Annotated in this window: 9 protein-coding genes and 1 pseudogene; all 10 read left to right on the forward strand. The window is 67.2% G+C overall.

Annotated features, from left to right (window positions below; translation table 11 throughout):
• Positions 1 to 20 precede the first annotated feature (20 nt).
• Complete coding sequence (locus tag FFS62_RS13120) at positions 21 to 1,184, forward strand: isovaleryl-CoA dehydrogenase (protein ID WP_137973247.1); 1,164 nt, start codon at positions 21 to 23, stop codon at positions 1,182 to 1,184.
• A gap of 52 nt (positions 1,185 to 1,236) precedes the next feature.
• Positions 1,237 to 2,844, forward strand: coding sequence for a carboxyl transferase domain-containing protein (locus FFS62_RS13125; RefSeq protein ID WP_137973248.1), 1,608 nt, complete (start codon positions 1,237 to 1,239; stop codon positions 2,842 to 2,844).
• Positions 2,845 to 2,847: 3 nt separating this feature from the next.
• The gene (locus tag FFS62_RS13130; protein WP_137973249.1) at positions 2,848 to 3,648 is read left to right on the forward strand and encodes a gamma-carboxygeranoyl-CoA hydratase; all 801 of its coding nucleotides are present in this window, start codon (positions 2,848 to 2,850) and stop codon (positions 3,646 to 3,648) included.
• Positions 3,645 to 5,594 carry an acetyl/propionyl/methylcrotonyl-CoA carboxylase subunit alpha gene (locus FFS62_RS13135; protein WP_137973250.1) on the forward strand — a complete coding sequence of 650 codons (1,950 nt, stop codon included), beginning with the start codon at positions 3,645 to 3,647 and terminating at the stop codon, positions 5,592 to 5,594. Before FFS62_RS13130 ends, FFS62_RS13135 begins: the two co-directional genes overlap by 4 nt.
• Positions 5,595 to 5,734: 140 nt before the next feature.
• A complete protein-coding gene (locus FFS62_RS13140; protein WP_137973251.1) occupies positions 5,735 to 6,637 on the forward strand; it encodes a hydroxymethylglutaryl-CoA lyase in 903 nt (300 codons plus the stop codon).
• An 85-nt stretch (positions 6,638 to 6,722) separates the two neighbouring features.
• A pseudogene (locus FFS62_RS13145) lies at positions 6,723 to 8,160 on the forward strand (sigma-54 interaction domain-containing protein); the annotation flags it as partial.
• A gap of 274 nt (positions 8,161 to 8,434) precedes the next feature.
• Positions 8,435 to 9,691, forward strand: coding sequence for an OprD family porin (locus tag FFS62_RS13150; RefSeq protein WP_137973253.1), 1,257 nt, complete (start codon positions 8,435 to 8,437; stop codon positions 9,689 to 9,691).
• An 82-nt stretch (positions 9,692 to 9,773) separates the two neighbouring features.
• Positions 9,774 to 11,165: a GntP family permease gene (locus tag FFS62_RS13155; protein ID WP_137973254.1), complete on the forward strand. Its 1,392-nt coding sequence runs from the start codon at positions 9,774 to 9,776 to the stop codon at positions 11,163 to 11,165.
• Between the two features lie 62 nt (positions 11,166 to 11,227).
• Positions 11,228 to 11,998, forward strand: coding sequence for a 3-hydroxybutyrate dehydrogenase (locus tag FFS62_RS13160; RefSeq protein ID WP_137973255.1), 771 nt, complete (start codon positions 11,228 to 11,230; stop codon positions 11,996 to 11,998).
• A gap of 45 nt (positions 11,999 to 12,043) precedes the next feature.
• Positions 12,044 to 13,999 (forward strand): acetoacetate--CoA ligase, encoded by a 1,956-nt coding sequence (locus FFS62_RS13165; protein ID WP_137973256.1) that lies wholly within the window; start codon positions 12,044 to 12,046, stop codon positions 13,997 to 13,999.
• The last annotated feature ends 4 nt before the right edge of the window (positions 14,000 to 14,003 follow it).

Below are 14,003 nucleotides of genomic sequence, written 5' to 3' on the forward strand. Positions count from 1 at the left end.
ATAATTCACAGGTGGAACTCATGAGCTACCCAACCCTCAACTTCGGTCTCGGCGAGACCATCGACATGCTGCGCGACTCGGTGCACCAGTTCGCCCAGGCCGAACTGGCTCCACGTGCGGCGCAGATCGACCGCGACAACGAGTTCCCCATGGACATGTGGCGCAAGTTCGGCGACATGGGCCTGCTGGGCATGACCGTGGAAGAGGAATACGGTGGCACCAACATGGGCTACCTGGCTCACGTGGTGGCAATGGAGGAGATCAGTCGTGCCTCGGCCTCGGTCGGCCTGTCCTACGGTGCCCACTCCAACCTGTGCGTCAACCAGATCCGCAAGAACGGCACCCACGCGCAGAAGCTCAAGTACCTGCCCAAGCTGTGCTCCGGCGAGCACATCGGCGCCCTGGCCATGAGCGAGCCCAATGCCGGCTCTGACGTGGTATCGATGAAGCTGCGCGCCGAGAAGCGCGGTGATCGCTATGTGCTCAACGGCAACAAGATGTGGATCACCAACGGCCCGGACGCCCACACCTACGTGATCTACGCCAAGACCGACATCAACGCCGGTTCGCGCGGCATGACCGCGTTCATCGTCGAGCGCGACTACAAGGGCTTCTCCCGCCATCAGAAGCTGGACAAGCTGGGCATGCGCGGCTCCAACACCTGCGAACTGGTGTTCGAGGACGTGGAAGTGCCGGAAGAAAACGTCCTCGGCGGCGAAGGCCGCGGCGTGGCCGTGCTGATGAGCGGCCTGGACTACGAGCGCACAGTGCTCTCCGGCGGCCCGACCGGGATCATGAGCGCCTGCATGGACGTGGTGCTGCCCTACGTGCACGAGCGCCAGCAGTTCAAGCAGTCGATCGGCGAGTTCCAGCTGGTGCAGGGCAAGCTGGCCGACATGTACGCCGGCATGAACGCCTCCAAGTCCTACCTGTACACCGTGGCCAAGGCCTGCGACCGCGGCGAGGAATCGCGCAAGGACGCTGCCGCGGTGATCCTCTACACCGCCGAGATGGCCACCAAGATGGCCCTCGATACCATCCAACTGCTCGGCGGCAACGGTTACACCAACGAGTACCCGGCCGGCCGCCTGCTGCGTGACGCCAAGCTCTACGAGATCGGCGCCGGCACCAGCGAAATCCGCCGCATGCTGATCGGCCGCGAGCTGTACAACGAGACCAAGTGATCACCGGGCGGCACGGGCGCCCTGCCCGGCCGCCGTCGACGGAGCGCGCCAGATGGCCATCCTGCATACCCAGATCAACACCCGCTCGCCGGAGTTCGCCGCCAACAGTGCGGCCATGCTCGCCCAGGTCAGCGACCTGCGCGCCCTGCTCGCCCGCGTCCACGAGGGCGGCGGCGCCAAGGCCCAGGAACGCCACACCTCGCGCGGCAAGCTGCTACCGCGCGAGCGCATCAACCGCCTGCTGGACCTCGGCTCGCCCTTCCTCGAAGTCGGCCAACTCGCCGCCCATGAGGTCTACGGCGAAGACGTGCCGGCAGCCGGCGTGGTCGCCGGCATCGGTCGAGTGGAAGGCGTCGAGTGCATGATCATCGCCAACGACGCCACGGTGAAAGGCGGCAGCTACTACCCGCTGACCGTGAAGAAACACCTGCGCGCGCAGACCATCGCCCAGCAGAACCGCCTGCCGTGCATCTACCTGGTGGACTCCGGCGGCGCCAACCTGCCACGCCAGGAAGAAGTGTTCCCGGACCGCGAACACTTCGGCCGCATCTTCTTCAACCAGGCCAATATGAGCGCCCAGGGCATCCCGCAGATCGCCGTGGTCATGGGCTCCTGCACCGCCGGCGGCGCCTATGTGCCGGCGATGAGCGACGAGACCATCATGGTGCGCAACCAGGCCACCATCTTCCTGGCCGGCCCGCCCCTGGTGAAGGCCGCCACCGGCGAGGTAGTGACCGCCGAGGAACTGGGCGGCGCCGACGTGCACTGCAAGACCAGCGGCGTGGCCGACCACTACGCGGAGAACGACGAGCATGCCCTGGCCCTGGCCCGCCGCTGCATCGCCAACCTCAACTGGCGCAAGCTCGGCCAGCTGCAGACCCGCGCCCCGCTCGCTCCGCTGCACAGCAGTGAGGAGCTGTACGGGGTGATCCCGGCCGACGCCAAACAGCCCTTCGATGTACGTGAAGTGATCGCGCGCATCGTCGACGGCAGCGAGCTGGACGAATTCAAGGCGCTGTTCGGCACCACGCTGGTGTGTGGCTTCGCCCATATCCACGGCTACCCGGTCGCCATCCTGGCGAACAACGGCATCCTGTTCGCCGAAGCCGCGCAGAAAGGCGCGCACTTCATCGAACTGGCCTGCCAGCGCGGCATCCCGCTGCTGTTCCTGCAGAACATCACTGGCTTTATGGTCGGCAAGAAGTACGAGGAAGGCGGCATCGCCAAGCACGGTGCCAAGCTGGTCACCGCCGTGGCCTGCGCCAAGGTGCCGAAGTTCACCGTGATCATCGGTGGCAGCTTCGGCGCCGGTAACTACGGCATGTGCGGCCGCGCCTACGACCCGCGCTTCCTGTGGATGTGGCCCAACGCGCGCATCGGCGTGATGGGCGCCGAGCAGGCCGCAGGCGTCTTGGTGCAGGTCAAGCGCGAGCAGGCCGCCCGCGCCGGCCACCCGTTCAGCGACGAGGAAGAGGCGCGCATCAAGCAGCCCATCGTCGCCCAATACGAGCAGCAGGCCCACGCCTACTACTCCAGCGCCCGCCTGTGGGACGACGGCGTGATCGACCCGGCGCAGACCCGCGACGTGCTCGGCCTGGCGCTGTCCGCCAGCCTCAATGCGCCCATCGAGCCGACCCAGTTCGGCGTGTTCCGGATGTAAGCCATGACCGACTTCACTACCGTACAGCTGGAAAAAGACCCGCGCGGCTTCGCCACCCTGTGGCTGAACCGCCCGGACAAGAACAACGCCTTCAACGCCGAGATGATCCGCGAGCTGATCCTCGCCCTCGACTTGATCGCCGCCGACAAGACCCTGCGCTTCTTACTGCTGCGCGGCCGCGGCAGGCATTTCTCCGCCGGCGCCGATCTGGCCTGGATGCAGGCCTCGGCCAAGCTCGATTACAACGCCAATCTGAATGACGCCCGCGAGCTGGCCGAGCTGATGTACAACCTCAACGGCCTGAAGATTCCGACCCTGGCCGTGGTACAGGGCGCGGCCTTCGGCGGTGCTGTGGGCCTGGTCAGCTGCTGCGATATGGCCATTGGCAGCGACGACGCGCTGTTCAGCCTGTCCGAAGTGCGCATCGGCCTGGCCCCTGCGGTGATCAGCCCCTTCGTGGTCCAGGCCCTCGGCGAGCGCGCCGCGCGCCGCTATGCGCTGACCGCCGAACGCTTCTCCGGCCACCGCGCCCGCGAACTGGGCCTGCTGGCCGAGGCCTACCCGGCCGCCGAGCTGGACGCCCAGGTCGAAGGCTGGGTGAACAATCTGCTGCTCAACAGCCCGCAGGCCATGCAGGCCAGCAAGGACCTGCTGCGCGAAGTGGCCAGCGGCGTGCTCAACCCGCCGCTGCGCCGCTACACCGAGAACGCCATCGCCCGTATCCGCGTCAGCCCCGAAGGCCAGGAGGGGCTCAACGCCTTCCTGGAAAAACGCACGCCCGCCTGGCAGGAGCCGCAAGCATGAGCCGCAAGCACATCGATACCCTGCTGGTGGCCAACCGCGGCGAGATCGCCTGCCGGGTGATGCGCACCGCCAAGGCCCAGGGTCTGAAGACCGTGGCCGTGCACAGCGCCATCGACGCCCATGCGCGCCATGTGCGCGAGGCCGACCTGGCGGTGAACCTCGGCGGCGCCAAGCCGGCCGAGAGCTACCTGCTCATCGACAAGATCATCGCTGCGGCCAAGGCCAGCGGTGCCCAGGCCATCCACCCGGGCTACGGCTTCCTCTCCGAGAACGCCGGTTTCGCCCGCGCCATCGAGGCCGCCGGCCTGGTGTTCCTCGGCCCGCCCGCCAGCGCCATCGACGCCATGGGCAGCAAGTCCGCGGCCAAGGCGCTGATGGAAGACGCCGGCGTGCCCCTGGTGCCCGGCTACCACGGCGAGGCCCAGGACGTGGAGACCTTCCGCGTCGCCGCCGAACGCATCGGCTACCCGGTGCTGCTCAAGGCCGCTGCCGGTGGCGGTGGCAAGGGCATGAAGGTGGTCGAGCGCGAGAGCGAGCTGGCCGAAACCCTGGAATCCGCCCAGCGTGAAGCCCAGTCCGCCTTCGGCGATTCGCGCATGCTGGTAGAAAAGTACGTACTGCAGCCGCGCCACGTGGAGATCCAGGTATTCGCCGACAGCCATGGCAACTGCCTGTACCTCAACGAACGCGACTGCTCGATCCAGCGCCGTCACCAGAAGGTGGTCGAGGAAGCGCCGGCTCCGGGCCTTTCGCCCGAACTGCGCCGCGCCATGGGCGAGGCCGCGGTCAAGGCCGCCCAGGCCATCGGCTATGTCGGCGCCGGCACCGTGGAATTCCTGCTGGATGCCCGCGGCCAGTTCTTCTTTATGGAGATGAACACCCGTCTGCAGGTGGAACACCCGGTCACCGAGGCCATCACCGGCCTCGACCTGGTGGCCTGGCAGATCCGTGTTGCCCGTGGCGAGGCACTGCCGATCACCCAGGCCGAAGTGCCGCTCAATGGCCATGCCATTGAGGTGCGCCTGTACGCCGAGGACACCGATAACGACTTCCTGCCCGCCTCCGGCGACCTCAAGCTGTATCGCGAACCGGCCGCTGGTGAAGGTCGCCGCGTCGATAGCGGCGTAGCCGAAGGCGACACCGTCTCGCCGTTCTACGACCCCATGCTGGCCAAGCTGATCGCCTGGGGCGAGGACCGCGAGCAGGCCCACCAGCGCCTGCTGGCCATGCTCGAAGAAACGCTGGTCGGCGGCTTCGCCAGCAACCTGCCCTTCCTGCGTCGCGTGCTGGCCCATCCGGCTTTCGCCAATGCCGAGCTGGATACCGGCTTTATTCCCCGTCACCAGGCTCAGCTGCTGCCTGCGGTGGCCGAACTGCCGAGCGAGTTCTGGCAATTGGCCGGCGAAGCCTGGCTGCAGAGCGAGGCGCCGCGCCGCAGCCACGAGGACTATCACTCGCCCTGGAGCGGCAACCTCGGCTGGCGCGCCGGTCTGGCCAGCGAGACCGATCTGCAGCTGAGCTGCGGTGAGCAACGCCAGACCGTGCACCTGCGCGGCGCGCTGCAGTCGCAGCTGCTGGGCGAGCAACTGTGGCTCGAACAGGACGGCCTGCGCCGCGCCCACCGTGCCATCCGCCAGGGCGATGCGCTGTATCTGGAGTGGCAAGGTCGCCTGCATGAGGTGCGCAAGGTCGACCCGATCGCCGAGGTCGAGGCCAGCCACGCACAGCACGGCGGGCTGACGGCGCCCATGAACGGCAGTATCGTGCGCGTGCTGGTCGAACCCGGCCAGTCTGTGGAAGCCGGCACCGCCCTGGTGGTACTGGAAGCCATGAAGATGGAGCACAGCATCCGCGCGCCCCACGCCGGCACGGTCAAGGCGCTGTACTGTGGCGAAGGGGATATGGTCAGCGAAGGCGCCGCACTGGTAGAGCTGGAAGAGGCCTGAGCAACACCACTATTCCCTCTCCCTCCGGGAGAGGGTTAGGGTGAGGGCATCACGGGCCACTCCGCTCCCTCACCCTATGAGGGCCGCCCCGCCCTCTCCCAAGGGGAGAGGGCGCCGAAACTAATCTCGCGAGGAAATCCATGAATCTGCCCCAACACGTCCGCCTGGTCGAAGTCGGCCCGCGCGACGGCCTGCAGAACGAGAAACAGCCGATCAGCGTGGCCGACAAGGTACGCCTGACCGACGACCTGAGCGCCGCCGGCCTGAGCTACATCGAGGTAGGCAGCTTCGTCTCGCCCAAGTGGGTGCCGCAGATGGCCGGCAGCGCCGAGGTGTTCGCCGGCATCCAGTACAAACCCGGTGTGGTCTACGGCGCCCTCACCCCCAACCTCAAAGGCTTCGAGGCCGCGGTCGAGGCCGGGGTTAAGGAAGTGGCGGTGTTCGCCGCCGCCAGCGAGGCCTTCTCGCAGAAGAACATCAACTGCTCCATCGCCGAGAGCCTGGAGCGCTTCGTGCCGGTGATGGAAGCGGCCAAAGCCCACGGCATCACGGTGCGCGGCTATGTCTCCTGCGTGCTCGGCTGCCCCTACGAGGGCGAAGTGGCGCCCGAGCAGGTCGCCGCCGTGGCCCGCGAGCTGTTCGCCATGGGCTGCTATGAGGTATCGCTAGGCGACACCATCGGCACCGGCACCGCTGGCAAGACCCGCACGATGTTCGAGGTGGTCGGCCGCGATATCCCGCGCGACAAGCTGGCCGGGCACTTCCACGACACCTACGGCCAGGCCCTGGCCAATATCTACGCCAGCCTTTTGGAAGGCATCGCCGTGTTCGACAGCTCGGTCGCAGGCCTGGGCGGCTGCCCCTACGCCAAGGGCGCCACCGGCAACGTCGCTACCGAGGATGTGCTCTACCTGCTGCAGGGCCTGGGCATCCACACCGGCATCGACCTGGACAAGCTGATCGACGCTGGCGCACGCATCTGCCAGGTGCTCGGCAAGGACAACGGCTCGCGCGTGGCTCGCGCCCGCCTGGCCGCCCGCTGAACGCCGGCGCTGCGACCAAGGTCAGATTGCCCGATGGCCCGCGCCGGTTAAGCTCCACCCCTCTTACCGCCTGCAGAGATCGCTGATGAAAGACGCCTCCACCCTGCGCGACTACCAGCACGTGCGCCTGCTGGCGATCCGCTCGCTGTTCGAGATCGTCGAGCAGTCCAGCGAGGGCACGGTGATCGTCGACAAGGACGCGCGCATCGTCTGGATGAACGAGCGCTACGCGCGCCGCTATGGCCTGGACGACGCCAGCCAGGCCATCGGCCAGGAAGTAGAGAAGGTCATCCCCACTAGCCTGCTGCGCCAGGTGGTGGAGACCGGCGAGCCGATCCTGCTGGACATGCTCGATACACCCGGCGGCCCGCTGGTGGTGATGCGCCTGCCGGTGCACGACGCCGCCGGCGCGGTGATCGGTGCCATCGGTTTCGCCCTGTTCGACCAACTGCGCAACCTGGCGCCGCTGGTGACCCGCTTCATGCAGATCCAGGAGGAGCTGGCGTCGACCCGCTCGCTGCTGCAGGCGCGCCAGGCCAAGTACAGCTTTGCCCACTTCATCGGCGCCAGCGCCGCCAGTCTGGAGGTCAAGCGTCGCGCCCGCCGCGGCGCGGCCAGCGAGTCACCGGTGCTGCTGCTCGGCGAGACAGGTACCGGCAAGGAGCTGCTGGCCCACGCCATCCACAGCGCCTCGCCGCGGGCGCACAAGCCCTTCGTCAGCGTCAACTGCGCGGCGATCCCGGAGACCCTGCTGGAGGCCGAGTTCTTCGGCACCGCACCCGGCGCCTTCACCGGCGCCGACCGCAAGGGCCGCCCCGGCAAGCTGCAGATCGCCCAGGGCGGCACGCTGTTCCTCGACGAGATCGGCGACATGCCGCTGACCCTGCAGAGCAAGCTGCTGCGCGTGTTGCAGGAGAAGGAGTTCGAGCCGGTCGGCTCCAACGAGGTTCGCCGCAGCGACGTGCGCCTGATCGCCGCCACCTCGCTGGACCTGGAGGCCGCCGTGCAGGAAGGTCGCTTTCGCGCCGACCTGTACTACCGCCTCAACGTCCTGCCGATCCAGCTACCGCCACTGCGCGAACGCCTGGACGACCTGCCGGCGCTGTGCGAGGCGATCCTCGACGAGCTGCCCGGCCACCACGAGCTGGACGCCGAGGCGCGCGCCCTGCTGGCCAGCCATGCCTGGCCGGGCAACATCCGCGAGCTGCGCAACGTGCTGGAGCGCGCCGCTCTGCTCGGCGATGAGCCGCTGCTGGGTGCCGGCGCCCTGCGCGCAGCCATTGGTCGCCTGGTGCCACTACCCAGCCAGGTGGCGCCGGCCGCACTGGCGATTCCGCTCGGCGATTTCCACAGCGCCCGCGAGGCCTTCGAACGTCAGCTGATCCAGGCCGCCCTGGCCGAGCAGGCCGGCAATGTGGTCGAGGCCGCCAAGCGCCTGAGCCTGGGCCGCTCGACCCTGTACAAGAAGATGGTCGCGCTGGGCATTTCGTCTTGATAAAGAGACAAGTCTCAATAAAGAGACTTTCCAGCCGTACCAGTCTTTTCGGCTTTCTGCCCGGGACCTCCGGCCGCCCTGTCTCCATTACGAGACAAGCACTGCTGCCGAATCTCTCGAAAAGCGTAGAAAATCCTTATAAATCAGCATCTTGTATTGTTGGCATGGAACTGGCTAAAGGCCTGACGCGGCCAGACCGCAGCCGAAATAACAACAATACCGCTGCACGTAGCACGAACTCTGCTCCCGGGACGCCACGGCACCGTCTCCGTTCGCTACGCCGCCGCGCCAGGAGATATCCGATGAGCAAACTCCCGCTCAGCCATGCCGTCGCCCTCGCCGCCCTCGGCGGTGTCTGCACGTCCAGCCAGGCCGCCTTCCTCGAAGACAGCAAAGCCAGCCTGGAACTGCGCAACTTCTATTTCAATCGCGACTTCCGCCAGGACAACGCCAGCCAGTCGAAACAGGAGGAGTGGGCCCAGGGCTTCCTCCTGCGCTACGAGTCCGGCTACACCGAAGGCACCGTCGGCGTCGGCGTGGACGCCCTCGGCATGCTCGGCGTCAAGCTCGACTCCAGCCCCGACCGCGCCGGCTCCGGCCTGCTGCCGCGCGACAAGGAGAGGGTCGACGGCGCCCAGGACGAATATGGCGAGCTGGGCCTGACCGCTAAGTTCAAGGCCGGCGCCAGCGTGCTCAAGGTCGGCACCTTGCTGCCCAAGCTGCCGACCGTGCTGGCCAACGACTCGCGCCTGCAGCCGCAGACCTTCCGCGGCGCGCACCTGAACTCCACCGACATCGCCGGCCTGACCCTCGACGCCGGCCAGCTGCGCCAGGTCAGCCAGCGCGACTCCTCGGACAGCGAGGACATGACCGTCACCAGCGGCAGCGCCCGTGGCATCGTCGCCAGTGGCGATAGCAATCGCTTCGACTTCGCCGGCGCCAGCTACAAGTGGAATGACCAGCTCACCACCGGCTACAGCTACGCCAAGCTCGACAAGCTCTACGACCAGCACATCGTCAACCTGACCCACCTGCTGCCGCTCGGCGCAGGCCAGTCGCTGAAGAGCGACCTGCGCTTCGCGCGCTCCGACGACGACGGCCACAGCAACGTCGACAACCGCGCCTTCGGCGCCATGTTCACCTACGGCCTCGGCGGCCATGCCTTCGGCCTCGGCTATCAGCGCATGAGCGGCGACACCGGCTTCGCCTACATCGGCGGCACCGACGCCTTCCTGGTCAACTTCGTGCAGATCGGCGACTTCGCCAACGCCGAGGAGCGCTCCTGGCAGGTGCGCTACGACTACAACTTCGCCGCCATCGGCATCCCCGGCCTGACCTTCATGACCCGCTACCTGTCCGGCGACAACATCGAGCTGGGCGCCGGCAAGCCGGAAGGCAAGGAATGGGAGCGCAACAGCGACATCGCCTACGTGTTCCAGGACGGCCCGCTGAAGAACTTTGGCATCAAATGGCGCAACGCCACGCTGCGCTCCGGCCACTTCGGCAATGACCTGGACGAGAACCGCCTGATCCTCAGTTACGTGCTGCCGCTCTGGTAATGGACCAGCAAGCCCCCTACGTGACCCAAGACAACAAGATCGCTGTGCGTGAACGCCACGCCGCAGCACAGGAGATAGCTCCATGAGCGTGATCATCGCCCTCGCGGCCCTTGCCCTGCTGATGCTGGCCGCCTATCGCGGCTACAGCGTCATCCTCTTCGCCCCCATCGCCGCCCTAGGCGCCGTGCTGCTCACCGACCCATCCGCCGTGGCGCCCGCCTTTACCGGCGTGTTCATGGAGAAAATGGTCGGCTTCATCAAGCTGTACTTCCCGGTGTTCCTGCTCGGCGCCGTGTTCGGCAAGCTGATCGAGCTGTCCGGCTTCTCGCGCTCCATCGTCGCCACCGCCATCCGCCTGCTCGGCACCGGCCAGGCCATGCTGGTGATCGTGCTGGTCTGCGCCCTGCTCACCTACGGCGGCGTGTCGCTGTTCGTGGTGGTGTTCGCCGTGTACCCGTTCGCCGCCGAGATGTTCCGCCAGAGCAACATCCCCAAGCGCCTGATCCCGGCCACCATCGCCCTCGGCGCGTTTAGCTTCACCATGGACGCCCTGCCCGGCACCCCGCAGATCCAGAACATCATCCCCACCACCTTCTTCGGCACCACCTCCTGGGCGGCGCCGTGGCTGGGCGTGATCGGCACCCTGTTCGTGTTCAGCGTCGGCATGCTTTACCTGAGCCGCCAGCTGAGCAAGGCCAAGCGCAACGGCGAGGGCTACGGCACCGAGCTGCGCAACGAGCCGGAGACCGCCGAGGACATCACCCTGCCCACCCCCTGGCTGGCGCTGGCGCCGCTGGTGCTGGTGGGCCTGTCCAATCTGCTGTTCACCCGCTGGATTCCGGAGATCTACGGCAAGACCCACAGCCTGCAGCTGGCCGGCATGGCGCAGCCGGTGACCAGCGAGGTGGCCAAGCTGACCGGCATCTGGGCCGTTCAGGCGGCGCTGCTGCTGGGCATCCTGCTGGTGCTGATCTGCGGCTTCCGCGCCATCCGCGCCAAGCTCGCCGAAGGCACCAAGACCGCCGTCGGCGGCGCGCTGCTGGCGTCGATGAACACCGCCTCGGAATACGGTTTCGGCGCGGTGATCGCCTCCCTGCCCGGCTTCCTGGTGCTGGCCGATGCGCTGAAGAGCATCCCCAACCCGCTGGTCAACGAGGCGGTCACCGTCACCCTGCTGGCCGGTATCACCGGTTCGGCCTCGGGCGGCATGAGCATCGCCCTGGCGGCCATGTCCGATACCTTCATCGCCGCCGCCAACGCCGCCAACATTCCGCTGGAAGTGCTGCACCGGGTCGCCTCGATGGCCTCCGGCGGCATGGACACCCTGCCGCACAACGGCGCGGTGATCACCCTGCTGGCGGTCACCGGCCTGACCCACCGCGAGGCGTACAAGGACATCTTCGGTATTACCCTGATCAAGACCCTGGCCGTGTTCGTCGTGATCGGCGTGTTCTACGCCACCGGCATCGTCTAAACGTAGGGCGGGTGTAGCCCGCGACCGGGCCGCCGAGGCGGCCCGTGCAACAGGAGAAGCACATGAATCTGCAAGGCAAGACCGCCCTGGTCACCGGCTCCACCAGCGGCATTGGCTTAGGGATAGCCCTCAAGCTGGCCGAAGCCGGCGCCAACCTGGTGCTCAACGGTTTCGGTGACGTGGAGGCGGCCGTTGCCGCCGTTGCCGCCCACGGCGGCCAGGTGCGCCACCATCCGGCGGACATGAGCAAGCCCACGGAGATCGAGGCCCTGGTGCGCTTCGCCGAGGAGCAGTTCGGCGGCGTCGACATCCTGGTCAACAATGCCGGCATCCAGCATGTGGCGCCGGTCGAGGAATTCCCGGTGGAGCGCTGGGATTCGATCATCGCCATCAACCTCAGCTCCGCCTTCCACACCACGCGCCTGGCGCTGCCGGGCATGCGCGCACGCAACTGGGGGCGGATCATCAACATCGCCTCGGCCCACGGCCTGGCGGCTTCGGCCGGCAAGAGCGCCTACGTGGCGGCCAAGCATGGTCTGGTCGGTTTGACCAAGAGCGTGGCGCTGGAAACCGCCACCACGGGCGTCACCTGCAACGCCATCTGCCCCGGCTGGGTGCTGACCCCGCTGGTACAGAAGCAGATCGACGACCGCGCCGCCGCGGCCGGCGGCCTCGATCAGGCACGCCATAACCTGCTGGCCGAGAAACAGCCGTCGCTGGAGTTCGTCACCCCCGAACAGCTCGGCGCGCTGGCCCTGTTCCTCTGCAGCGAAGCCGCCGAACAGGTACGCGGCGCCGCCTGGAACATGGACGGTGGCTGGCTCGCCCAGTGACTCCGTAACCTACAATCGACACATAAAGAAGTCAGGATCGACCCGATGACCGCACCGCTCTGGACCCCCTCCGCCGAACGCATCGCCGCTACCCGCATGGATGCCTTCCGCCTCTTCGTCAACCAGCGCCACGGCCTGCAACTGGCCGACTACCCGGCCCTGCATGCCTGGAGCGTGGACGAGCGCGAGGCGTTCTGGCAGGCCATCGTCGACTTCTTCGATGTGCGCTTCACCGCCCAGCCCGAGGCCGTTTTGCGCGAAGGCGCCGCCATGCCCAGCGCCCACTGGTTCCCTGGCGCCACCCTGAACTTCGCCGAACACCTGCTGCGCCGCCGTGATGATCACCCGGCGCTGGTCGCCATCGGTGAGGATGGCTCGCGCGAGCAACTGAGCTATGCCGAGCTGGCCGCCCATGTCGCCGGCCTGCAGCGCAGCCTCAAGGCCGCCGGCGTCGGCATTGGCGATCGCGTCGCCGCGTTCATGCCCAACACCTGGCAGACCCTGGTCGGCATGCTCGCCACCGCCAGCCTCGGCGCCACTTGGTCAAGCTGCTCGCCGGACTTCGGCACCCAAGGCGTGATCGACCGCTTCGGCCAGATCGAACCCAAGGTGCTGATCGCCGCCGCCGGCTACCGCTACGCCGGCAAGAACCTCGACCTGACGCCCAAGCTCAACGAAATCCTCGAGCGCCTGCCCTCCCTGCAGCAGCTGGTGGTGGTGCCCTACTCCAACCCGAACGCCCAGCCGCGCGACTTCAAGACGGCCGCACCTGTGGCGCTGTGGGGCGACTTCTACCAGGCCGCTGGCGAGCCCAAGTTCACCCCGGTGCCATTCGAGCAGCCGCTGTATATCCTCTACTCCAGCGGCACCACCGGCGTGCCCAAGTGCATCGTCCACGGCGTCGGCGGCACCCTGCTGCAGCACGTCAAGGAACTGGGCCTGCACACCGACCTGCATGCCGACGACACCCTGTTCTACTACACCACCTGCGGCTGGATGATGTGGAACTGGCTGGTCTCAGGCCTGGCCCTGGGCGCCACTCTGGTGCTGTTCGACGGCTCGCCCTTCCACCCCGGCGCCGAGCGCCTGATCGACCTGATCGACGCCGAGAACATCAGCATCTTCGGTACCAGCGCCAAGTTCATCGCCGCCCTGGAAAAGGCCGGCGCCAAACCGCGCGAGACGCACAAGCTGAGCCGCCTGAAGGCCATCCTCTCGACCGGCTCGCCGCTGGCCCACGAGAGCTTCGAGTACGTCTACCGCGACCTCAAGAGCGATGTCTGCCTGTCCTCCATCTCCGGCGGCACCGACATCGTCTCCTGCTTCGCCCTCGGTAACCCGGTGCTGCCGGTGCGCCGCGGCGAGCTGCAGTGCAAGGGCCTGGGCATGGACGTGCAGGTATGGGACGACGCCGGCAAGGCGGTGCTCGGCGAGAAAGGCGAGCTGGTCTGCGCCCAGCACTTCACCTCCATGCCAGTGGGCTTCTGGAACGACGCCGACGGCGCCAAATTCCGCGCCGCCTACTTCGAGACCTTCCCCGGCGTGTGGGCCCATGGCGACTACGCCGAGGAGACCGAGCACGGCGGCCTGGTGATCCATGGCCGCTCGGATGCCGTACTCAACCCCGGCGGCGTACGCATCGGCACCGCCGAGATCTACCGCCAGGTGGAAAAGGTCGAGGAAGTATTGGAATCCATCGCCATCGGCCAGGAATGGCAAGGCGATGTGCGCGTGGTGCTGTTCGTGCGCCTGCGTGAAGGCGTGGTGCTGGATGACAAGCTCAAGCAGCGCATCTGCTCGGTAATCCGCGACAACACCACCCAACGTCATGTGCCGGCCAGGATCGTCGCCGTGGCCGATATCCCGCGCACCATCAGCGGCAAGATCGTCGAGCTGGCGGTACGCAACGTGGTGCACGGCAAACCGGTGAAGAACACCGACGCCCTGGCTAACCCGCAGGCGCTAGAGCTGTACCGCGACCTGGCCGAACTGCAAAGCTAAGCTG

Origin of the sequence: Pseudomonas sp. F(2018), assembly GCF_005508865.1 — a bacterium.
Taxonomy (GTDB): Bacteria; Pseudomonadota; Gammaproteobacteria; order Pseudomonadales; family Pseudomonadaceae; genus Aquipseudomonas.

Excerpts from the sequence above, each read along its gene's own strand:
- FFS62_RS13120 (WP_137973247.1), top strand. The coding sequence starts at position 21 with ATGAGCTACCCAACCCTCAACTTCGGTCTCGGCGAGACCATCGACATG.
- FFS62_RS13125 (WP_137973248.1), top strand. The coding sequence starts at position 1,237 with ATGGCCATCCTGCATACCCAGATCAACACCCGCTCGCCGGAGTTCGCC.
- FFS62_RS13130 (WP_137973249.1), top strand. The coding sequence starts at position 2,848 with ATGACCGACTTCACTACCGTACAGCTGGAAAAAGACCCGCGCGGCTTC.
- FFS62_RS13135 (WP_137973250.1), top strand. The coding sequence starts at position 3,645 with ATGAGCCGCAAGCACATCGATACCCTGCTGGTGGCCAACCGCGGCGAG.
- FFS62_RS13140 (WP_137973251.1), top strand. The coding sequence starts at position 5,735 with ATGAATCTGCCCCAACACGTCCGCCTGGTCGAAGTCGGCCCGCGCGAC.
- FFS62_RS13150 (WP_137973253.1), top strand. The coding sequence starts at position 8,435 with ATGAGCAAACTCCCGCTCAGCCATGCCGTCGCCCTCGCCGCCCTCGGC.
- FFS62_RS13155 (WP_137973254.1), top strand. The coding sequence starts at position 9,774 with ATGAGCGTGATCATCGCCCTCGCGGCCCTTGCCCTGCTGATGCTGGCC.
- FFS62_RS13160 (WP_137973255.1), top strand. The coding sequence starts at position 11,228 with ATGAATCTGCAAGGCAAGACCGCCCTGGTCACCGGCTCCACCAGCGGC.
- FFS62_RS13165 (WP_137973256.1), top strand. The coding sequence starts at position 12,044 with ATGACCGCACCGCTCTGGACCCCCTCCGCCGAACGCATCGCCGCTACC.